Origin of the sequence: Christiangramia qingdaonensis, from assembly GCF_048381525.1 — a bacterium.
Lineage (GTDB): Bacteria > Bacteroidota > Bacteroidia > Flavobacteriales > Flavobacteriaceae > Christiangramia.
In genome coordinates this window covers 167,325-189,605 of record NZ_JBLWIM010000015.1, presented here as the reverse complement: position 1 = coordinate 189,605, position 22,281 = coordinate 167,325, and the positions used below count along the sequence as shown (strand labels likewise).

General features: G+C 38.7%; 23 protein-coding genes. 9 read left to right on the top strand and 14 right to left on the bottom strand.

What is annotated here, in order from left to right; translation table 11 throughout:
- Positions 1-154 precede the first annotated feature (154 nt).
- From ACNI3T_RS12185 to ACNI3T_RS12140, 10 genes are all read right to left on the bottom strand, one after another.
- Positions 155-1,429, bottom strand: coding sequence for a beta-ketoacyl-[acyl-carrier-protein] synthase family protein (locus ACNI3T_RS12185; RefSeq protein ID WP_418228039.1), 1,275 nt, complete (start codon positions 1,427-1,429; stop codon positions 155-157).
- Positions 1,426-1,872, bottom strand: a complete 447-nt coding sequence (locus ACNI3T_RS12180; RefSeq protein ID WP_418228038.1) for a 3-hydroxyacyl-ACP dehydratase FabZ family protein — start codon at positions 1,870-1,872, stop codon at positions 1,426-1,428. Before ACNI3T_RS12180 ends, ACNI3T_RS12185 begins: the two co-directional genes overlap by 4 nt.
- Before the next feature lie 11 nt (positions 1,873-1,883).
- Positions 1,884-2,678, bottom strand: coding sequence for an enoyl-ACP reductase FabI (locus ACNI3T_RS12175; protein ID WP_322300220.1), 795 nt, complete (start codon positions 2,676-2,678; stop codon positions 1,884-1,886).
- Complete coding sequence (locus tag ACNI3T_RS12170) at positions 2,672-3,724, bottom strand: type III polyketide synthase (RefSeq protein WP_418228037.1); 1,053 nt, start codon at positions 3,722-3,724, stop codon at positions 2,672-2,674. Before ACNI3T_RS12170 ends, ACNI3T_RS12175 begins: the two co-directional genes overlap by 7 nt.
- A gap of 4 nt (positions 3,725-3,728) precedes the next feature.
- Positions 3,729-4,436, bottom strand: coding sequence for a methyltransferase domain-containing protein (locus ACNI3T_RS12165; protein ID WP_418228036.1), 708 nt, complete (start codon positions 4,434-4,436; stop codon positions 3,729-3,731).
- The gene (locus ACNI3T_RS12160) at positions 4,429-5,553 is read right to left on the bottom strand and encodes an NAD(P)/FAD-dependent oxidoreductase (RefSeq protein ID WP_418228035.1); all 1,125 of its coding nucleotides are present in this window, start codon (positions 5,551-5,553) and stop codon (positions 4,429-4,431) included. The genes ACNI3T_RS12165 and ACNI3T_RS12160 overlap by 8 nt, the downstream gene beginning before the upstream one ends.
- A gap of 76 nt (positions 5,554-5,629) precedes the next feature.
- On the bottom strand, positions 5,630-6,334 hold the full coding sequence (locus ACNI3T_RS12155) for a YiaD family glycine zipper/OmpA-like lipoprotein (protein WP_322300216.1): 705 nt from the start codon (positions 6,332-6,334) through the stop codon (positions 5,630-5,632).
- Between the two features lie 14 nt (positions 6,335-6,348).
- Positions 6,349-6,831, bottom strand: coding sequence for a lipocalin (locus ACNI3T_RS12150; RefSeq protein WP_418228034.1), 483 nt, complete (start codon positions 6,829-6,831; stop codon positions 6,349-6,351).
- Between the two features lie 81 nt (positions 6,832-6,912).
- Positions 6,913-7,074: a DUF1328 domain-containing protein gene (locus tag ACNI3T_RS12145; RefSeq protein WP_026916217.1), complete on the bottom strand. Its 162-nt coding sequence runs from the start codon at positions 7,072-7,074 to the stop codon at positions 6,913-6,915.
- A 130-nt stretch (positions 7,075-7,204) separates the two neighbouring features.
- On the bottom strand, positions 7,205-9,211 hold the full coding sequence (locus ACNI3T_RS12140) for an alpha-ketoacid dehydrogenase subunit alpha/beta (RefSeq protein ID WP_418228033.1): 2,007 nt from the start codon (positions 9,209-9,211) through the stop codon (positions 7,205-7,207).
- A gap of 125 nt (positions 9,212-9,336) precedes the next feature.
- Between ACNI3T_RS12140 and ACNI3T_RS12135 the strand changes: the two genes are divergently transcribed.
- The 7 genes from ACNI3T_RS12135 to ACNI3T_RS12105 all read left to right on the top strand — a co-directional run bounded on the left by ACNI3T_RS12135 (position 9,337) and on the right by ACNI3T_RS12105 (position 16,038).
- A complete protein-coding gene (locus ACNI3T_RS12135) occupies positions 9,337-10,287 on the top strand; it encodes an isopenicillin N synthase family dioxygenase (RefSeq protein WP_418228304.1) in 951 nt (316 codons plus the stop codon).
- 3 nt (positions 10,288-10,290) lie between these two features.
- Positions 10,291-10,647: a translation initiation factor gene (locus tag ACNI3T_RS12130; RefSeq protein WP_322300213.1), complete on the top strand. Its 357-nt coding sequence runs from the start codon at positions 10,291-10,293 to the stop codon at positions 10,645-10,647.
- 27 nt (positions 10,648-10,674) lie between these two features.
- Complete coding sequence (locus tag ACNI3T_RS12125; RefSeq protein ID WP_418228032.1) at positions 10,675-11,604, top strand: DUF1835 domain-containing protein; 930 nt, start codon at positions 10,675-10,677, stop codon at positions 11,602-11,604.
- A 1-nt stretch (position 11,605) separates the two neighbouring features.
- The gene (locus tag ACNI3T_RS12120) at positions 11,606-12,475 is read left to right on the top strand and encodes a nucleoside phosphorylase (protein ID WP_418228031.1); all 870 of its coding nucleotides are present in this window, start codon (positions 11,606-11,608) and stop codon (positions 12,473-12,475) included.
- A gap of 73 nt (positions 12,476-12,548) precedes the next feature.
- A complete protein-coding gene (gene ppk1 / locus ACNI3T_RS12115; protein WP_418228030.1) occupies positions 12,549-14,606 on the top strand; it encodes a polyphosphate kinase 1 in 2,058 nt (685 codons plus the stop codon).
- A complete protein-coding gene (locus tag ACNI3T_RS12110) occupies positions 14,599-15,459 on the top strand; it encodes a substrate-binding domain-containing protein (protein ID WP_418228029.1) in 861 nt (286 codons plus the stop codon). Before ppk1 ends, ACNI3T_RS12110 begins: the two co-directional genes overlap by 8 nt.
- Positions 15,460-15,471: 12 nt before the next feature.
- Positions 15,472-16,038 (top strand): hypothetical protein, encoded by a 567-nt coding sequence (locus tag ACNI3T_RS12105; protein ID WP_418228028.1) that lies wholly within the window; start codon positions 15,472-15,474, stop codon positions 16,036-16,038.
- 19 nt (positions 16,039-16,057) lie between these two features.
- Here the strand turns inward: ACNI3T_RS12105 and ung are convergent, their stop codons facing one another.
- Positions 16,058-16,723, bottom strand: coding sequence for a uracil-DNA glycosylase (ung, locus tag ACNI3T_RS12100; RefSeq protein WP_418228027.1), 666 nt, complete (start codon positions 16,721-16,723; stop codon positions 16,058-16,060).
- Between the two features lie 47 nt (positions 16,724-16,770).
- Here ung and ACNI3T_RS12095 point away from each other — a divergent pair, with 47 nt between their 5' ends.
- Positions 16,771-18,957 carry an endonuclease MutS2 gene (locus ACNI3T_RS12095; RefSeq protein ID WP_418228026.1) on the top strand — a complete coding sequence of 729 codons (2,187 nt, stop codon included), beginning with the start codon at positions 16,771-16,773 and terminating at the stop codon, positions 18,955-18,957.
- 2 nt (positions 18,958-18,959) lie between these two features.
- On the top strand, positions 18,960-19,373 hold the full coding sequence (locus ACNI3T_RS12090; RefSeq protein ID WP_418228025.1) for a thiol-disulfide oxidoreductase DCC family protein: 414 nt from the start codon (positions 18,960-18,962) through the stop codon (positions 19,371-19,373).
- Here the strand turns inward: ACNI3T_RS12090 and ACNI3T_RS12085 are convergent.
- The 3 genes from ACNI3T_RS12085 to ACNI3T_RS12075 all read right to left on the bottom strand — a co-directional run bounded on the left by ACNI3T_RS12085 (position 19,370) and on the right by ACNI3T_RS12075 (position 22,281).
- Positions 19,370-20,689, bottom strand: coding sequence for a dicarboxylate/amino acid:cation symporter (locus ACNI3T_RS12085; RefSeq protein ID WP_322300204.1), 1,320 nt, complete (start codon positions 20,687-20,689; stop codon positions 19,370-19,372). The two genes, ACNI3T_RS12090 and ACNI3T_RS12085, sit on opposite strands and share 4 nt — an antisense overlap.
- An 18-nt stretch (positions 20,690-20,707) precedes the next feature.
- Positions 20,708-21,772, bottom strand: coding sequence for a chorismate synthase (aroC, locus tag ACNI3T_RS12080; RefSeq protein WP_322300203.1), 1,065 nt, complete (start codon positions 21,770-21,772; stop codon positions 20,708-20,710).
- A gap of 122 nt (positions 21,773-21,894) precedes the next feature.
- The gene (locus ACNI3T_RS12075; protein WP_418228024.1) at positions 21,895-22,281 is read right to left on the bottom strand and encodes a response regulator; all 387 of its coding nucleotides are present in this window, start codon (positions 22,279-22,281) and stop codon (positions 21,895-21,897) included.

Sequence of the window (22,281 nt, the reverse complement as noted above, 5' to 3'; positions counted from 1 at the left end):
CATCCAGCACTACGTCAACCAGATTAGCAGAATTGATCTCAAGGTCATTTAAAAAGTTGGTGCTTTCATCGAATTCAGACAAGCCTTCTGTACGCTGAGTATATGGAGTGACAATTGTTTTAATCTTAGAAATTATATCCTGATTGGTCATTAGCTATTTTTTATACCGTTTAAAGATAGTGACCGCATTTACATCTCCAAAACCAAAACTGGCTTTAGCTGCGATTCTAATATCAAAATCTAATGTTTTCTTCGGAATACAGGAGCCATCGATTAAATCAATTATATCTTGATGAACATCTTCACAGTTAATATTCCCGAATACATATTGATTTTTAATCTGAAGTATACTAGCAACACTTTCAATTGAACCAGAAGCACTCAAACAGTGTCCGGTCATTCCTTTCAGGGAATTAATCTTCGGAAATTTTTCTCCTGAAAGTCCGAGTGCAGAAGTCCAGTTCTCGATTTCTGTAGCATCTCTGGTAGTAGCTGTGAGATGTCCATTTATATAGTCTATATCTTCAGCCTGAATTCCAGCAAAACTAATAGCATCCTTTATACATCTTTGTACAGCTTCATTATTCGCTGCGGTCATACTTCCACCAGCTCTCTGGCCGCCACTATTGATAGCTCCCCCAAGTACTTCCGCATAAATATTTGCTCCTCTTTGCAAAGCAGATTCCAGCGATTCAAGCAGCAGAGCTCCTGCTCCACTTCCCGGCACAAATCCAGAAGCAGTTGCACTCATAGGTCTGGAAGCTTCTTCTGGATTATCATTGTATTTCCCCGGAAGAATCCTCATCGCGTCAAATCCTCCCCAAACATAAGGTCCATCATCACCGCAACTTCCAACCAGCATTCTTTGAGCCTTCCCTGAAATTATCCGGTCATATCCAAGGATAATCGCTTCATTTCCTGTAGTACATGCAGAAGAATTTGTTGTTACCTGGTTACCGCAACCTAGCATTCCTCCTAAGTAAGCACTAATACCGCTTGCCATCGTCTGGATTACACTCGTGCTTCCCAATCTTCTGGTTTTCCCGGCATCGATCAGATGGATCGCTTCTCTAAATTTGTCGACTCCAAGGATTCCAGTGCCAAAAATGATCCCTGAATTCCAGTCTGGATCCCCTTCCGAAGAAACTGGAAGCAGAGCATCTTTCCACGCATCTACGCCAGCCATCACTCCATAAATGAGTCCGCTGCTATTTAAACCTTTCTGTTGAAGTGGATTGAAATACTTGTTTATAATCTCCTTAGTAACCGGTGGCTTCCCTCCTATCTGGCAACTGAAATTAAGATCCTTAAGATCCTGGTGAAATTTGATTCCGCTATTGCCAATCCTCAAAGCCTGGTCAAATTGATCAATTGCAATTGCATTAGGTGCGGCAACACCCAATCCAGTAATCACTACTCTTCTACTCATGATTCAGCTTTTAAAATCATTCCCGAAATTTCACCCCGGCATATAATGTTTTCTTCAGTATCAGTCATGATCACCACGCACTTTAATTTATTAAATCTAAAGTATTTTTTTTCAGACTTTACGAATACTTTTTCGCCAGGATAAACGGGTTTAATAAATTCCACATTAGAAGAAGTCATAGCAATGCGAGGGGTTCCAGAAGCCTCAGTCTGCTTACTTAACAAGTAGATACCAAGGGAGACCACACCAATTTGCGCCATACATTCAGCCAGGATCACTCCCGGAGTTACAGGATTATCCTTGAAATGGCCACGATAAAAATCTTGGGATTTATTGAAAAGGTAATTACCTTCAATAGTATTCTCGCTAACAGACGTGATTTCGTCTACGAATAGAAAAGGTGCTGAATAAGGTAGTTTGGAGGTTATTTCTATACTTTTCAAGAACTTTGAATTTACATTAAGTGCTCACCACCATTAACAGGGATGATACTCCCGGTAATCCAGGATGCTTCATCTTTACTCAGTAAATAGACAACGTTTGCGACATCATCCGGGACTGTTAATCTTTTGAATGGATTGTGTTTCAAAGCATGTTCCCTAAGAGTTTGATTGCCCGGAATCATCTGGAAAGATCTAGTAACCGTTATACCCGCCTGAATACAATTTGCGCGAATTCCTTTTTCAGCAAACTCAAGAGCGATCCCTCTGGTTAAGGATTCCAGAGTTACTTTTGCTGCTGAAACTGCTGCGTAGTTTTTCCATGCTTTTTTATTTCCTTCACTGGTAAAAGCGATCACACGGGCATCTTTCGCGAAAAGGTCATTTCTATATAGTTCCTGAGTCCAGTCATACAGGCTTAATGCCATGGCATCTATGGTCAATTGAAAGTCGATATTACTCAGAGTTTGTTCATCTCCTAGCATAGGTTTTAAATTACCCTTTGCGATACTATGTAAAAGGGTTCTTACCTTACCATGCTTACCAAGAGATTTCTTGATATTTAAAACGAGTTCATTCCGGTTCTCCTTCTGAATTGCATCTGTATTAAAACTGCGAAATTCCACACCAGTTTTGCGTATACTTTCAAAGGCTTCTTCTATATCTTCAATTTCAGATCTTCTGTCGCGGTGGATTATAATAATATTCATTCCGTGGTTTGCAAGCTTCTTTGCGCTCGCATACCCAAGACCGCTACTACCTCCAAGTATTACCGCCCAATAATCTGTATTTCTGAAGTCTTTTACCATTCTATCAAAATTCGTTGAGCAGAAAAACCAGGTCCAAAACTTAACATCAATCCCTGTTCACCCTTAGCAATATCTTTATCCAGAAATCTTTCCAGAACATAAAGTACCGTAGCGCTACTCATATTTCCGAATAATTTCAATACTTCACGAGTATCGTCAATATTCTTACCTAAGTTACCAAAAAGTTCAGAAACTGTCTGCACTATTTTTTTCCCACCAGGATGAAATATTAAATGATCCACTTTTTGTATAGAAGATCCATGTTTTTCGAGAAACGGATGAACGATTTTCGGGAAATGCTGGGAGATAGTTTCAGGAACTGCCGGATCAAGTATCATTCGCAGACCTTCATTCTTGAGATCAAAGCCCATCATTTGTGTCGCATCATAGAAGTGATACATTTCTTCACCAATAATCCTTGGGCTATCAAGACCTTCTTCGGAAGACAATAATACACAAGCCGCCCCATCCCCGAAAATTGCGGCACTTACCATATTCGCCATACTTAGATCTGAAAGTTGAAAAGTGGCCGTAGGACTTTCAACAGCAATCACAGCGGCACGTTTTCCAGGATTCGACTTAAGAAAATTGTGAGCATATATCATTCCGGAGATACCTGCCGCACATCCCATTTCGGTAACCGGCAAACGAGTAACATCCTGTTTCAATTTTAATTCATTGATCAAATAAGCATCCAGAGAAGGAATCATGATCCCGGTACAACTCACGGTTATGATAAAATCGATACTTTGAGCATCCCAGTTTGCAGCAGCCAACGACTTTTTTAAAACCTGGCTACCCAGCTTCTTAACCTCTCTCACATAAATATTATTTTTATCCTCAAATGAAGTTGCAGTAAAAACTTCCTCAGGATCCATGATCGAATAGCGCCTATCTACGGCTGCACCTTCAAAAATCTTAACAATTTTTCTACGGAATCTGTCATCCTGGTCACCAAGCCAATCTTCTACCAGAGGTATGATATCCTTGGTTTCCCGAAAATATTCCGGTAATTGCTTCTCAACGTTTACTATATGTACACTCATTCTTTTACTTGTTAATGATCCATAGATATCTGAAAGCCCATTTCCATTCGATCGAGTAGGTATCAACTTTAATAGCATTCATATATTTATTTATATCATGCTCCTTAAAACCTCTCAAAATTGAGATGAGACCATCTTTTCTGGCAATTTCGTTGTTCACAAATACCGCGCAGAACATTTTAAATAATCTGTAAGCTAATTCTGAACGTTGCAGGTCATTAATAATCACTGCTATTTTAGACTGATCGTAGAACTGATGCAAAATTTCCGGAATCTGGGAATCCTTGAAATGATGTAATGTCAGCGTACACATCACCACGTCAAATTTTGAACTGCGAAATTCTGAGCTAAAGATATTCTGAGTTACAAAGTCTAATTCTGGGTAATCTTTAGATAAATCCTGTGCGATATCGATGGCATATGCATTCGCATCTACACCTGTCAATTTTAATTTCAATTTCTCTTTTCTGCCCCAATCTGCTATTTTTCGTAACATCGCTCCATTACCACAACCCACGTCTACGATTGAGATTTCTGAATTTTTATCAAGATTCAATTGCTTCAGGCCATCTATACTAATTTGATTACCTCCCAGCCAGGAATTGACCTTTTCAAGATCCTCCAGAGTAATTCTCAATTCTTCACCTCTAAAGTCAAAATCGTCCATGATCTCCGGCTCGAGAGATCTTTTTGTTATATCTATTTCAGACATGCATTTCTTTTCCGTGGGTTAGTTTAATGATCTTCGGAAGTAATCCGGGTACTTTTTGTACAAACCTTTGAGAGAAATTGCTCAGTTTTTCGTGCATTAGTATCTTCTGAAGTATCCTGCCTGTATTCATTCTTGTTCTAAAATTATTATTCCAGGAATGAATGTATTTTGATTCTATCCTTTGCCGATCTTTTGGATTTAGATTGAACTCTAATAATGCTTCCGAAGCCAGCTTAGCGCTACGTATGGCCATCGCCATTCCATTACCAGACAATGGATGAATTAAACCTGCAGCGTCCCCGATCATAATAATATGATTTTCGAACATTATCTTATTTTCAAATGAAATTTGGGCGATACTCAAAGGTTTTTCGAAGACCATGGTTGAATTCTGAAAAAAATCCTCTAAAAATGGATTGCGGCTAAGAACCTTGTTCTCAAATGCTTTAATATTTCCATGTTTTTGAAATGATTCATAAGTCGCCAGATAACAGACATTCACAGTATCAAGATCGGTTCTTGACAGTCCGCAATATCCTCCTCGAAAGTTATGCAGTGCTACCAGATCATCAGGAAAATCCTTGTTATCGTAATGGGCCTTAACACCCATCCATGCAGATCTTTTATTTATAAAGTATCGCTTAAGAATCTTGTCGAGATTGGACCTCTTGCCATATGCCCCGAGTACAAAATTTGCTTCGAGAGTTTTACCGTTCTTGCAATGAACTGAAAAAATGTTCTCCTGAAATTTACAATTTTCAGCAGTTGTCTGAATAATTTCACCTCCTGCTTTTAAAAATCTTTGGAATAAAAGATGATCTAGAGTATACCTGCTAATACCCATTCCTCCAAGATCTAGCTCGCATTCAAGTGCATGCCCTCTCTGTGTGCTAAATTGCATCCTTGCAAGTTCTGGGATATGAATACTCTGTAAATCAAGGCCTAGAAATTCCAAATACGATTTTACTTCATTGGACAAGTATTCTCCACATACCCTATGTCTTGGATATGAGTCTTTTTCAATTAGGCAAACATTAGCACCAGCATTTATGAGATGTATCCCTGCTACAAGACCTGCTAGTCCTCCTCCCAGTATAATAACATCTCTTGAATTCATTTTTTGAATTTAGCTATTAATCATAAAAAATCCCGGCATAAACCGGGATCTTTCACAATTAATTTAAAATAAAATCTTAGTTACCATCTTGCTGTTCGGCCTGTTCCTTAGCCTCTTCTTTTAATTCTTCATTAGCTACAATTGCAAGCTCTACTCTTCTATTCTTTGCTCTTCCATCAGCAGTAGAGTTATCGTACTTTGGTTGAGTTTCACCATACCATTTTGTAGTAAATCTTCCTTTTTCAATTCCGTTATCTACAAGGTAGCCAGTAACCGCTTGTGCTCTGTTTTTTGATAAGGTTAGGTTATAACTGTCACTACCTGTATTATCGGTATGACCTTCAACCAGAACATTTGTTTGAGGATACTCTTTAAAAATACCAGCGAGCTTATTCAACGTTTCCTGAGATTTTGCGTTGATTGCATATTTCTCTGTATCGAAATAAACTCCACTATTTTCGTCAAATGTGACGTTAATCCCTTCACCAACTCTTTCAACTTCCGCTCCAGGAATCTCGTTCTCGATCTTTTTAGCCTGTTCATCCATTCTGTTTCCAATAATAGCTCCGGCTGCACCACCAACTACGCCACCAATGATGGATCCAAGAGCAGTATTACCATCACCCGTGTTGTTACCTATTACGCCACCAATTACGGCTCCTCCTGCAGTACCTATCACAGCACCTTTTTGCTTATTATTTGCGTTCTGTACTGCATCACATCCAAATAAAAGTGTGGATGCAAAAAGTATTACGAACATTCTATTAATTACTGTTTTCATAGCTTTCTGTATAATTAAAGTTTAGTAAAATTCATTTTTATTGTAAACGGTGAGCCATCAAGACTAACTGTTTGTGACCAGGTCATATTAGTATCAGTTAAACTCTGTAAGTTCAGTCTGAATCCTTCATTTCCTGTTGTAGATTTGTAATCTTCATTAGTAGGCTTCAGAAGAAAATCATATATCCCCTGAGGGGTGTTCTCTTCATCGATAGACCAGATGAACTGGTTCGTTTCTCCATCACAACCTGTACCCGAAACTGTGTAAGTTCCACGGTTATTATTCGAAACAAAGTCCCAGTTGCTGTTCTCAAAACAGGAAGCCTGAGCTTCATTGAAAAGAGTTACATTGAATTGGCCCGGATTATTTGGATAAGTAACACTTGTTAATGTCCATTGACCATCAAAGCTCTTTCTAGCCTCTTTTGCAACTTCACTCGTTCCTCCACAGGAAGCAAGTAGTCCAATTGTTGCAAGTAAAATAAATATCTTTTTCATGTAGGATTTTATTTAAAAGTAAAAATCCAATGTGGCAAGGATTGTTCCGAAGCACATTGGATTTAAAATGTTATTGTTCGATTATCTTCTGAATAAACGACTTAGTAATGAGATTACTAGTAGTACAAGGAAGATGTAAAAAATTATCTTCGCGATATCTGCTGCACCGTCTGCAATTCCTCCAAAACCGAAGATTGCGGCAACGATTGCAATAATCAGAAAAATGACGATTAAACGTACCATAATGTATAGATTTATTGATTAGTTGAAACTAAATTACAGCAGTAGTAAGGCGTCAACAAAAGATTATTAATTATTTAACAGAGAATATGTTAACTAATCTTAATTATCTCAATTTAATGATAAAAGCTTGCTAATAATTCAATAATTCCTGCAATTTTAATTTGAAGCGATCCTTTGGCAAATACTGGTTTTCCAGCTCCTTTGCGAATGGTATTGGTGTTTCCAAAGACCCCACTCTATATACTGGAGCATCAAGACTTTCAAAACAATTCTCAGTGATCATGGCAGCAATTTCTGAAGCAAAACTACCCGTTAGTGAATCCTCTGTTAGAACGATCGCTTTTCCTGTTTTTGTGACTGATTCACAAATTGCTTCCTTGTCAAGTGGTTGTAAACTTCGAAGGTCCAGAAGGTCTGCAGAATCCACTTCCAACTCATCCAGAATTTCCATAGCCCAATGAACACCTGCTCCGTAAGTGATTATAGTAACATCGCTACCTTCTCTAATCAAAGAGGCTTTCCCAAATTCAGTAGTGTAATACCCTTCCGGAACTTCCTGCCTGATACTTCGATAAAGCGCCTTGTGTTCAAAATATAATACGGGATTAGGATCATTAAAGGCTGTATTCAACAAACCTTTAGCATCTGCGGGAAAAGCAGGATAGATGACTTTTAACCCGGGGATTTTTGTAAACCAGGCTTCGTTGGTCTGGCTATGGAATGGTCCTGCACCTACACTACCCCCGCATGGCATTCTAATTACGACATCGGCATTTTGGTTCCATCGATAATTTACTTTTGCAAGGTAATTTACGATTGGATTGAATCCCGAACTTACAAAATCACTAAATTGCATTTCAACCATAGCTTTCATACCCTTTATGGATAGACCCATGGCTGTGCTAACTATTGCCGATTCACATATGGGCGTATTGCGGATTCTTTCCTTACCATATTTAGTAAGCAAACCGTCGGTAATCTTAAAAACACCACCATAATCTGCAATATCCTGTCCCATAAGCACAAGATTGGGGTGACGTTCCATAGATTCTGAAACAGATGCAGCAATGGCATCTATAAATCTTAATTCTGAAGTTGTAGATGCCGGCTGAACTTCTTCATATTCATAATCTGCATACACATCCTTTAATTCAGTTTCCAGATCTGCGGAAACGATTGGTTCAGAATTAACGATCTCCAGATGTTCGTTGATCTCCTGTAATATTTTTTCTTTTATTCCTGAAATATGATCTAATGATATAATATTATTTTCAAGAAGGTAATTTTCAAAATTGAGCACGGGATCCTTTGCCTGCCACTCATCCATTAATTCCTGCGGAACATATTTGGTACCACTGGCTTCCTCATGTCCTCTCATTCTAAAAGTCTTGAATTCCACAAGAACCGGCCTGGGTTCTTTCCGCATACTTTCAGCTATTGCAGAGATTTTCTCATAAACTTCGAGAATATTGTTACCATCAATTATATGCGCTTCCATCCCATAGCCAGCACCGCGATCTGCAAGATCCTTACATCTATACTGTTCCGTAGTCGGAGTTGAGAGTCCGTAACCATTATTCTCGATACAGAATAAAACCGGTAGATCCCAAACCGAGGCAATATTCAAAGCTTCATGAAAATCACCTTCGCTGGTACCACCTTCACCGGTGAAAACTGCAGTTACAGATCCTTCTTTTTTAAGTTTGCTAGCAAGTGCAATACCATCTGCCACTCCAAGCTGTGGTCCAAGATGAGAGATCATTCCTACTATATTAAATTCCTGTGTTCCAAAGTGAAAACTCCTGTCTCTACCCTTTGTAAAACCAGACGCTTTTCCCTGCCACTGGGCGAACAGCCGCTTTAAGGGAATTTCCCGGGTAGTAAAAACACCTAGATTTCGATGCATAGGCAAAATATACTCATGCTTATATAAAGCCTTGATTACTCCTACAGAGATCGCCTCCTGCCCTATTCCACTAAACCATTTACTAATTTTACCCTGACGCAGCAAAATCAACATCTTCTCTTCGATCATTCTGGGTTTTAGCATGGCAGAATACAGATCTTGAAGAGTCTCGGTGTCATGATTGCTGGAATTGTATAGTATGCTGATTTGTGAAGTATCTACAGAAGACATATATTATAATTTGTTCGATAAATGTAAGTAAAATTATAAAGTTGAATGGATGCTAAAAATCCTTGAATTACTTAATTTTACTTAACTTTGTTTGTTACCTAAAATTTTAAAAGCGCTATATGGCAATGAATAATATTCCCAGTGTAGATCTCGCCGATTTTCTTTCGGAAGATCCTAAAAGAAAAGAAAAGTTCGTTAATGAGATTGGTAAGGCTTATGAAGAAATAGGTTTTGTAGCTCTTAAAAATCACTTTTTGAGTGATAGTCTGGTTGACAATCTTTACAAAGAAGTAAAATCTTTTTTTGACTTACCGGTTGAAACTAAGAAGAACTACGAGATTGAAGGGCTGGCTGGCCAAAGAGGTTATATTTCCTTCGGAAAAGAGCATGCGAAAGGTAAAAAAGAAGGAGATTTAAAGGAGTTCTGGCACTTTGGACAGGAACCTTCTCAAGATGCGAAACTGTCTGAAGAATATCCTGAAAATGTCCAGGTGGAAGAATTACCAGATTTTAATAAAACTGGGATGGAAGCATATAGAATGCTGGAAAAAACTGGTATTTACGTGCTTCGTGCCCTTGCTTTATACATTGGATTGGAAGAGCACTATTTTGATCATTGGGCAAGTAATGGAAATAGTATTTTAAGACCAATACATTACCCGCCGATCACTGAAGAACCAAAAGGAGCAGTTAGAGCTGGAGCTCATGGAGATATCAATTTAATCACACTATTGATGGGGGCATCTACCGGAGGTCTGCAAGTACTTCGGAAGGATGGTGAATGGATTGATGCAGTTCCGCAGGAAGATGAACTAGTAATCAACGTTGGGGATATGCTGGAAAGACATACCAATAACAAACTTCGTTCTACTATTCACCGGGTTACGAATCCGCCAAAAGATCAATGGGGAAAACCTAGATATTCCATTCCATTCTTTATGCATCCTCGTAGTGACATGAGACTTGACTGTCTTGAAGAATGTATCGATGAAGATAACCCAAAACAATATGAAGACATTACTGCAGGGGAATTTTTGCATCAGCGTCTTGTAGAGATAGGTCTCTTAAAAAAATAGATAATGGCGAAAAAGAAATTAGGTCTGGAAGATCTGGGAGGTTTCGTGTTTTCGACCAATGATGAATTTGATGAAACATCATATACCAATGGAGATTCCCAGGAAGAACTCGCTCCAGAGGATCAGCAATTAGAAGCACATTTCAGTAATAAAGGAAGAGGCGGTAAAACGGTGACTATCATCAAGAATTACCAGGGTCCTGAAGAAGAACTCATCAAGCTAGGGAAATTACTGAAGAAAAAATGTGGCGTTGGCGGTAGTACCAAGGATGGAGAAATCATCATTCAGGGTGACGATCGTGAAAAAATAATGCAGATCCTGCAAAAACAAGGATATCAGGTTAAACGTGTTGGAGGTTAATTTCAGCACGTTTTTTATATCTCAAATATGAGCGAAAAGACTTTACATATAGTGAACGGTGATGGTTTGGCCGGGCAAATGCAGGAGCTAAACTTACCGGGTGAATTGATTATATGGCGCGAACTTTTATGTGAAGGTCCTACAAACAGGAAGCTTAATGACAAGTTCTTCAAAATGCGCAAGAAATTCCTGTTGAAGGCATACGATATCTCTGCGGAAAATTATGAAGAACGTTTTATTTCTGAAGTTGAAAGATTAAAAGCCATGGATGACTATGACAAAGTCTATCTGTGGTTCGAGTATGATCTTTTTTGCCATATCAATATGCTTGCTGCTATTCAGGTGCTAGCGAACAAGAAAATGGATATGCCCGTATTTCTTGTGTGTAGCAAAAAACTCAAGGGCGACAAGGAATTTCAACCTTTATGCCAGCTATCAATTTCGGAATTAAAGAACCATTATGAAAACAGCATTGCATTAACTTCTGAAGATATTGAAATTGCATTGTTGATTTGGGAACTGTATTGTGGTGAAGATCCTTTAAAATTAAAAGCACAAATCAAGACCAAGTCTAATTTTGAGTATTTATCAAGCTGCATTAGAGCGCATATTGAAAGGTTTCCAAATAGTAAGACAGGTATCAACTCCCTTGACAGAAACATTTTAAAGCTTATAGAGTCAAGAGAGATTACAAGTAGAAATCATTTACTGGGATACGCTCTTCAGCATCAGGGTTACTATGGGTATAGCGATAGCCAGATGCAAAAAAAACTGGACAGGCTCTCCCTGTTCTTTTCTGAAATCGAAAATAAAATACAACTTACTGAAAAAGGAATTCAGGTATTAAATGGGAAAAAGAACTTCTATCGTGAACTTTCAAATGAACAGGTTTATGGCGGAGTACGAAAATTCGATTTCCTTTACGATCCTGAATTGAACAGATTATTAAAACTATAGAATGAGTTTAAAAGCTTCAGAATTGATCCTTAACGAGGACGGTTCCATATATCACCTTGGTTTACTACCACATGAAATCGCAGATACAGTGATCACCGTTGGTGACCCGGCAAGAGTAGAAAGAATTAGTGCTTATTTCGATAAGATCGAGATCACCAGAATGAAACGTGAATTCTGTACTCATACCGGTCTTCTGGATGGTAAAAGAATCACCGTAATGTCTACAGGAATGGGAACCGATAATATAGATATCGCTTTAACCGAACTGGATGCGCTGGCAAATATCGATCTGCATAAAAAAGAGGTTAAGAACGATCTTAAAGCTTTAGACATTATTCGGATAGGCACCACCGGTTCAATTCGAGAAGATATTCCATTAGATTCATTTCTGGTAAGTGAACTCTCAATGGGCTTTGATGGTCTAATGCATTTCTATGAAAGCGATAGTTTTTTACAGGCTACTTATGCTGAAGAATTTGTAAAGCAAACGAACTGGTCTTCTAAAAAAGCATATCCATATGTAGTCGAAGGAAGCAATCGACTCATCGAGAAATTCTCATCTAAAGATACTGTCAAAGGTTTTACTGCTACGAATATTGGTTTCTATGGACCACAGGGAAGAGTGCTTCGAAACTCCATTCCTGAGGCAGATATGAACCAAAATATCGCCGCCTTCAGTTTTAACGGAAGGTCTATTACCAATCTTGAGATGGAAACTTCAGGAATCTACGGGATGTCCAAATTACTGGGACATCATGCAGTTTCTATGAACGCCGTATTGGCGAACAGAGCTACCGGAGAATTTTCAGCAGATCCTAAAAAACTTGTGGATAATCTTATTAAATACTGTCTTGAACGGATCGTTGCTTAGACAGCTTATTTAACAATATATTAAAAGCTCTGCATGGCTTACTTTGTATTTTTGATTAAACAAAATAATGTCCATGTCGCAACCTAATGAAAACCGTTTTAGACACCGAGATCTAAACTGGTTGAGTTTTAACGAAAGGGTTCTACAGGAGGCTGCAGATAAATTAAATCCTCTTTACGACAGGATGAAATTTCTGGCAATTTTTTCTTCCAATCTGGATGAGTATTTCCGCGTACGTGTTTCTCAATTACGCCAGATGAAAAGGGTGAAGAAAAGTATCAGGAAAAAACTAGCCCTCAAACCTTCAAGGATAACTAAGCAGATCATCGAAGAAGTTAAAAAGCAACAAAATCAGTTTGGTGATATCTATAAAAAACAGATCATTCCGGAATTAGCGGCGAACAATATATTCTTACTGGAGGCAGATCATTACGATCAAAAGCAAAAGGCCTTTGCTGAAGATTATTTTAAAGAGAACATTCAGCAACATTTAGATCCAATACTTATTAATCTGAATGAAGAAAATGAGCTATTTTTAAAAAATTCTATCCTTTATTTTCTGGTTACTTTTAAAGATGAAAATAAATTAGCCATTGTTAATATACCGGTAGAAGAATGTGGCCGATTCGTAACTTTTAAGGATGAAGCAGATAAACATCAGATCACTTATTTAGATGAAATTTTAAGGCATCAACTGTTTAAAATTTTTCCTGAAAGCGATATTACAGGAATTTATGAAATCAAATTATCCCGTGATGCTGAATTATATATTGACGATATATATGAAGGCGTACTGGCAGAAAAGATCTATGAATCTTTAAAGCAAAGAACAGATGGACAGCCTACGAGATTACTTTATGATGCAAGTATGCCCGATCCTGTTCATAGAAAGATCAGGAAACTGCTGAAATTAGGGAAGATCGATATGATGCCGGGAGGTAAATATCATAATTTTAAGGATTTCTTTACTTTTCCTGACCCAAGTGGCAATAGCGATCTTCATTTTAAAAAGCTACCACCTCTACCCCATAAAACCCTTGAAAAAAGTAATGATTACTTTAAATCTATTTTAGAGAAAGATCAGGCGCTGCATTTTCCTTTTATGTCTTTTGACTATGTAGAGAAATTTGTAGAACAGGCCGCAGCAGATGACCAGGTCACTGATATTAGTATTTCTCTTTATCGGGTAGCCGATGAATCTAAGCTGACTAACTCTCTAATGCAGGCTTTGGAAAACGGTAAAAATGTTACTGTTTTTGTGGAAGCCAAAGCAAGATTCGATGAGGAAAACAATATTAGCTGGGGAAGAAAATTTGAAGAAAAAGGTGCTCACGTGATCTATTCTTTTCCGAAGGTGAAAGTACATTCGAAAATCATGCTGGTAAAAAGGCAGGAGAATGATGAAACTGTGCGATATGCTTATATTGGAACCGGAAATTTCAATGCAGAAACCTCTGAAATCTATTGCGATCATGCCATCTTTACAGCAAATAAACTGATCACTAAAGAACTCGACCGCCTGTTTAAAGTGCTGGAAGGAGAACTGATCATCCCGAGAGAAAAGAACCTTTTGATCTCTCCATTTTCTACAAGGCAGGAATTTACCAAATTGATCTACAACGAGATTGAAAATGCCAGAGATGGCAAGAAAGCGAAGATTACCGCCAAAATGAACAGCCTTGAAGATGAGGAAATGATCGAGTTGCTGTACCGGGCGAGCGAAGCGGGTGTTGAGATTAGAATGCTAATACGCGGATTTACCTGTCTAATTCCAGGAGTTGAAGAGATGAGTGAAAATATTTATATCACCAGTGTAGTTGATCGTTTTCTGGAACACGGTAGAATCTATCTATTTGAAAATGGTGGTGATGAAAAGATGTTTTATGGGAGTGCAGACTGGATGAGTCGTAATCTTGATCGCAGGATAGAAGTCATCTCTCCAGTGCTGGATGAAGATATATTCAATGAATTCAAAGATATACTGAACATTCAGTTGAGGGATAATGTGAAAGCTCGTATTCAGGATAAGGAAGAATCGAATACCTATGTTCAGAAAGAAGATGATGAGGAAACAGTACGTTCGCAATATGCGATATATGACTACTTAAAAGAAAAGCATTCAAATGACTAAGATCAAAGTTGGTGGTGTACCGGAGCATTTTAATTTACCCTGGCATCGCTGTATAGAGAATAACAAATTCACAGAAGCAGGAATAGACCTCGAGTGGAGAGAAGTTCCGGAAGGTACAGGAGCGATGTGTAATTTGCTTCGGGAAGAGGAAATAGACGTAGCAGTTATACTAACAGAAGGTATAACTCGTGATATTATAAATGGTAATCAAAGTAAGATCATTCAGAATTATATTGGAAGTCCGCTTATTTGGGGAATTCATGTGGATGGCAGATCTTCCTTTAAAAACATAAATGACCTTAAGGGTTCAAAGGCTGCAATTAGCCGTGAAGGAAGTGGCTCACATCTAATGGCCTATGTAAATGCTGAAAATGTTGGGTGGGATACAGATTCACTAAAATTCGAAATCGTTCACAATTTGGATGGAGCTATTGAAGCTTTAAGACAGGATGGTGCACAGTATTTTATGTGGGAACATTTTACTACAAAACCTCTGGTAGACAATAATACCTTCAGACTTATTGCCGACTGCCCTACTCCATGGCCTTGTTTTGTTATTGCCGCTTCTCAAAAGGCGATCGATGAAAAACCTGATGAGCTTCTTCAAATGCTGGATGTTTTGAATACTGAAACAAGCGATTTTAAAATTCAGAAAAATATAGATGTTGAACTGGCAAAAAGATACGGACAGAAACTGGAAGATATCCGTAAATGGCTTGATCTCACCCATTGGAGTCAGCAGCAAATTGCCAATCAGGATCTAATTGAAGTTCAGGACTATTTAAAAAGACTTAAACTTATTTCCGAAAAAGTAGATTGTAAGGAATTAATTCATAATTTCAGGGCTAAATAATCTACCTCTTAAATGAAATTCTTACTTACCTGCTTGCTTTTAGCAGCTACATCTCTGGGCTTTAGCCAGACCAACGACAGTATTTCCAACGCAATTTCAAGGGAATCCGGAAAACAAGAATTAAGTCTGAATGCTTTCAATCTCGTTGCCTTCGGTATCGTGGATATTACCTATGAACGCATAATTTCTGAAAATTCTACCTGGGCGATCGAAGCTTTTTACCATCCAACTAAGGATGATTATCTCAATGATGCTTATTATAAAGAGCTCTCATTAACCGGGAAATACAAGCATTTCTTTAGTTCTAAATATGCGCGTGGATTTTATGTTCATGGTTTTGGAATGTTATCCAATGGTGAATATGAAGATGGATATTACTACGACGCAGGCGTTGACGATTATATTTATGATACTTATGACTATACAGACTTTGCCATAGGATTCGGTTTGGGCGGTAAGTTTGTTTCTAAAGGTGGTTTTTTATTAGACCTAAGCGGTGGTATAGGAAGAAACTTGTTCAGTGAGAGATCACCAACAATAGCTGGTCAGTTTATGGTCAACCTTGGATATAGATTCTAATTGCAATTATTGAGTTTGCTTACCAGTTAATTGGATTTTTCCCTTTTGATTGCAAATACTCGTTGGCTTTACTAAAATGTTTGTTTCCAAACCAGTATCCTCTATTTGCACTTAATGGTGAAGGATGACCACTGGTTAAAATAAGATGTTTGGAACTATCGATTAGCTTGGATTTTTTCTTGGCATATCCACCCCAAAGCATGAAAACAACATTTTCTTTTTCTTGGGAAATTAGTCTGATAACTTCATCTGTAAAGACTTCCCAGCCTTTATTTTGGTGGGAACCAGCCTGGTGAGCTCGCACACTTAAGGTAGCATTTAATAAAAGTACGCCTTGATCTGCCCATCTTTCAAGGTTTCCGTTGGAAGGCGCGGGCTTATTCAGATCAGTCTCGATCTCTTTAAAAATATTGATTAGCGAAGGAGGAATCTGGATATTATCACGAACAGAAAAACACAAACCGTTCGCCTGCCCTACTCCATGATATGGATCCTGACCCAGGATAACTACCCTGGTATTATCGAAAGTAGAATGATCAAAAGCAGCGAAAATCTCACTGCCTGGAGGAAAACATTTATGTTCCGTATACTCTTTTTTTACATATTGAATTAAATTCTTGAAATAGTCCTTTTCAAATTCAGCATTTAGAACTTTTTTCCAGCTTTGATCTATTCTTACGTTCATGAGAATTGAGTAACTTTGTAGAACCTCAAATGTAGGGAAAAATTGATATGATAAAAATTAGTTCCAGGAGTCTTGATGATTTGGAATTTCCGGTAGTATGTTCACAGGTGAGCGAACTTTGCATTACAGGACAAGGAAAAGAGAAGGCTCTTAAGATCCAACCATACCCGAGTTTTCAGAAAACCGTTTTTGGACTCGATCAAACCAACGAATTTATTAAATCCAAAACCCAGGATGAAGCGATCCCGAATCATGGATTCGACAGTATTCAAACTGAGCTTCGATTACTGGCTATAGAAGAGTCGGTTTTGGAAATTGGAGGTTTCAGAAAGATTTCTTCATTAAATGAAACGGTGAACAATCATCTGAAATTCTTCAGAAAAAATAAGCATCTCTATCCCGCTCTGTCTGAGACTGTTTCGCACCTTGAATATGACCTAAGCCTCGTAGAAAAGATCAATTCGGTTATTGACCGATTTGGGGAAATGAAAGATGATGCTACCACGTATTTGCAGCAGTTGCGAAGATCGATCAATGCTGTAAAGGGGCAGATAAATACAAGTTTCAATTCAGCCTTAACTACTTACAACGGTTATGGGTATCTAGACGAGATCAAAGAAAGTGTTGTAGAGAATGTGCGGGTGCTCGCTGTAAAATCCATGTATCGCCGTAAGGTAAAAGGCGGGATCATGGGGAATTCCAAAACCGGCAGTATTGTTTATATTCAGCCGGAAGCTACTCATCGATACACCCGGGAGCTGAACAATTTAGAATACGAGGAAAAGGAAGAGATTAAACGAATCTTAAAAGAACTAACAGAATTTACCAGACCCCATCGTGAAGTCTTGACAGAACATCAGGATCTTCTAAGTGAAATGGATGTGATCGCTGCCAAGGCTAAATACGCTTATAAGATCGAAGGGATCTTACCAAAAATCACTAAGGATCGGGAACTATTTCTGAAGGATGCCTACCACCCATTATTACTTCTGAATAATAAGAAAAAGAACGAGAAAACGTTTCCACAGAGCATTGAACTAGGCGCCGACAACCGAATAATGGTTATTTCAGGTCCCAACGCCGGTGGTAAAAGTATCACTCTTAAAACTGTTGGACTTTTGCAGGTAATGCTCCAGAGCGGAATGCTTATTCCGGTTCATGAGTATAGTAGAATGTGCCTGTTCTCAAAAGTTCTTACCGATATTGGTGATAATCAATCTATAGAAAATCACCTTAGTACGTATAGCTACCGACTTAAAAACATGAATTACTTTCTACGGAAATGTGATGACAAAACATTGTTTCTAATCGATGAATTTGGTACGGGAAGTGACCCAGAACTTGGTGGTGCTTTAGCTGAAACATTCCTGGAGGTTTTCTATGAAAAAGGATCCTTCGGTATACTTACGACACATTATGCTAACCTGAAAAAACTGGCTAATGAATTACCAGAAATGAGCAATGCGAATATGATGTTCGATAATAAAACGCTGGAGCCAATATATAAACTACAGGTTGGAGAAGCCGGAAGTTCTTTCACGTTTGAAGTTGCTCAGAAAAACGGAATTCCTTATAGCCTTATTAATCGTTCCAAAAAGAAGGTTGAGCGTGGTAAGATTAGATTTGATCGAAGTATTGCGAACCTTCAGAAGGAGCGCTCCAACCTTAGAAAAACAACCGATAGCCTTAAAACCAAAGAGCAAAAGGCCGCTGCGGAAAAAGAAAAGCTGGAAGAAACAAACACCAGAATTCAGCAGAAACTCGAAAGCTATCAGGAGCTTTATGACAGCAATCAACGTATGATCTACCTTGGTCAAAAGGTGAATGATCTAAGTGAAAAATACTTCAGCAATAAGAAGAAAAAAGAGCTTATTGGAGAATTTATAAAGCTGGTGGAAATAGAGAATTCCAAACGGAAAAAAGAAAGCGCCAAGAAACTTAAAGCAAAGAAAAATAAAGAAGAACAGCTGAAAAAAGAGGTGCAGAAAAAAATTGAACCTATTCGAGAAAAGAAAAAAGAAGAGAAGAAAAAAGAGACGCAATTAAAGAAGCAGGAAGCCAATAAACCAAAAGCTAAATTAAAGGTTGGGGATCGTGTTCGGCTCGAAGATGGAAAAGCAGTTGGAACGATCGATAAAATAGAAAAAGACAAAGCTCTAGTGAATTATGGAATTTTCACCACTTCAGTTGGCATGGCTCAATTGGAACTCGTACAATCCGCTAAAAAGAAATAGTTATGGAAATTACTTCCAAACATAAAATCATACTGTTTGATGGCGTTTGTAACCTTTGCAATAACGCGGTACAGTTTATTATAAAACATGACCGCAAGGATAAGTTTAGATTTGCATCCCTGCAAAGTGAAACCGGGAAACGACTTATTGAAGAAAGAGGTTTTAATCCTGAAGATCTGGATTCTATTATGCTTATTGAACCGGGTGTGGCTTATTATAGAAAATCTACTGCGGCCCTGGAAATCTCAAGAGACCTTAATGGAGGATATTCTTTACTGAAAAACTTCTTGTTTCTACCTGAAAGCTTGAGAGATAGTATTTATGATCTCGTAGCCAGCAATAGATATAAATGGTTCGGGAAAAAGGAGAATTGCATGATCCCTACTCCCGAACTAAAATCTAAGTTTCTGGATTAAACCGTTTCCTCATTTTCAGGATGGTAATCATCATCCCAGTCTTTCACGTTAGGAGGTCCCATCATATCCACAGATTTAGCTACCATCAATGATACTGCTGCATCTCCGGTAACATTAACCGTAGTTCTACACATGTCCAATGGTCTGTCTACCGCAAATATCAAAGCCAATCCGGCTTCAGGAATTCCAGCCTGGGCAAGTACAATTACCAGCATCACCATTCCTGCTCCCGGAACTGCCGCCGAGCCTATGGATGCTAATGTAGCTGTCGCGATGATCCCCAACTGTGCACCTAGTGTTAGATCCATACCGAATGCCTGGGCGATAAATACCGCAGCCACTGCCTGATAAAGACTTGTACCGTCCATATTGATAGTGGCGCCAATTGGAAGCACGAAACTAGTAACCTCCTTGTTAACACCCATGTGTTCTTCTACCCTTTCCATCGTAACAGGAAGCGTAGCAGCACTGGAGCTTGTAGAAAAAGCAAGTAATTGTGCAGGCCCGATTCCATTAAGGAAAAATGAGGGTGTATTTTTAGTAAAAATCCAAACAAGTAAAATATATACTCCTATCATAAGGGCTAAACCTAGTAGTACGGTAAGCGCATACATAGCAAGAGCTGCAAAGAGATCTGCACTTGGTGATTCTACAACAAGTGCTGCTAGTAAGGCAAAAACACCATACGGTGCAGTTAGCATGATAAGGTCGATCATTTTCAAGATGACTTCATTGAAGCCATCAAAGAAGTCCTTAACTGGTTTCGCTGTTTTTTCAGGAATAAGTATGAGTCCGAGTCCAAAGAATATCGCAAAAAATATAACCTGAAGCATGTTCCCGTTATCGCTTGCCGCCCCAAAAATATTACTCGGCACCAGATCTTCCAGGGCCTGTAAAGGGCCTGCATCCTTCTGCTTCTGGGCATCTGTAATTCTAACCGAGGCATCCCCTTCGTAACTAGCTATAAGATCACTACGGGTTTCTTCTGAGATTGCTTTCCCTGGAGCGATAAGGTTCACCATGAGCAATCCAATAGAAACTGCGATCACGGTTGTGACTATATATGTCGCAATGGTTCTGGTACCCATTTTGGACAACTTTGAAATATCTTTAAGATCTGAGATCCCTTTGATAAGAGATGCAAGGATTAATGGCACTGCAATTAACTTAAGCGCATTAATAAAAATATTTCCGAAAGGTTTGATCCAATCCTCTGTAAAGTCTGGTCCCCAACTAAAATTAGTCATGATAAGTCCAAAGATGACCCCTACGGCCATTCCTAAAAGTATCTGCCAGTGCAATGCGAGTTTTTTCATATACCTGTTGTTCTACTATTAAATTTTTGATGATTTATTCTGAAGAAAATAGTCGGCCATCACTATTGCGGCCATGGCTTCTACGATGGGTACTGCTCTAGGCACAACACATGGATCATGTCTTCCCTTACCCTGCATGTCCACCTGCTCGCCTTTGGAATTGATCGTTTGTTGTTTTTGCATAAGTGTTGCAACTGGCTTAAAAGCTACTCTAAAGTAGATATCCATCCCATTGCTTATTCCTCCCTGGATACCGCCACTCAAATTAGTCTTAGTGGAACCGTCCTGGTTGAACTGGTCATTATGCTCACTACCTTTCATAGTAGTTCCTGCAAATCCGCTGCCGTATTCAAAGCCTTTCACAGCGTTGATCGATAGCATCGCTTTACCAAGTTCAGCATGTAATTTATCAAAAACAGGTTCACCCAAACCTTTAGGAACATTTTGAATCACACAATCAACGATTCCACCAACCGTATCACCGCTGGAGCGAATTTCCTTGATAAAAGTTTCCATTTCTTTAGCCTTGACAGGATCTGGACATCGCACCGGATTCTTTTCAACTTCTGAAAAATCCAGGTCCTGATATTTTTTATCCAGTTCAATATGACCTACAGTAGAAACATAGGCATTAAATTGAAGGGAACTTAAAAGCTGTTTAGCAATACTACCTGCAACAACCCTGCAAGCCGTCTCTCTGGCCGAGGATCTTCCGCCGCCACGGTAATCTCGAACACCATACTTTTCGTCGTAGGTATAGTCGGCATGGGAAGGCCTGTAAGTATCTTTTATATGTGAATAATCTTTGGATTTTTGATTCGCATTTTTAATTACGAATCCAATTGGAGTACCGGTTGACTGCCCTTCGAAAATTCCAGATAGAAATTCAACAGTGTCAGGTTCCTTGCGCTGAGTTACAATTGCAGATTGCCCGGGCCGTCTTCGATCCAGGTCCTGCTGTATTTTGTCCAGATCTAGCTCGACTCCTGCAGGACATCCATCAATTACACCACCAATAGCAACACCGTGAGACTCACCAAACGTAGTTAATCTGAAGAGTGTGCCTATAGAATTTCCTGCCATTTATTCGATTTTGAACAAATGTAATTTTTTAAGAACATATTTGAAAGTGGAATCCTATATATTCCCAATGTAGGAAAAGGCTATTGCTTAATTTGGAATTATATTAGTTAATTACTGAATTTCTATGAGCTGGCGGACTTTCCGCTATTGTCCCTTGCAAGAACTTCAGACACTCTGTTTAAAAGGGTATCCATATCAAATGGTTTTGGAATAAAGTCAATAGCGCCTACAGATTTACAAAGGTCGCCTACATTGTGTAAGGCAGACATCATAATAATCGGTATGTGAGCAACTTCTTCATCTGCTTTGAGTTCTGCGCATACATCTGTTCCGTCCACTCCAGAAATAAGCTTATCCAGAAGTATCAGTTCTATATCGTGTTTTAATATATTTTCTTTCGTAATCTTAGGTTGCTGAGAGACAGTTACATTATGATCAGAAAACTCAAGTATATCTTTAAGCATTAATCCAATTGTTTGATCGTCGTCTACGATTAAGATTCTAGCCAT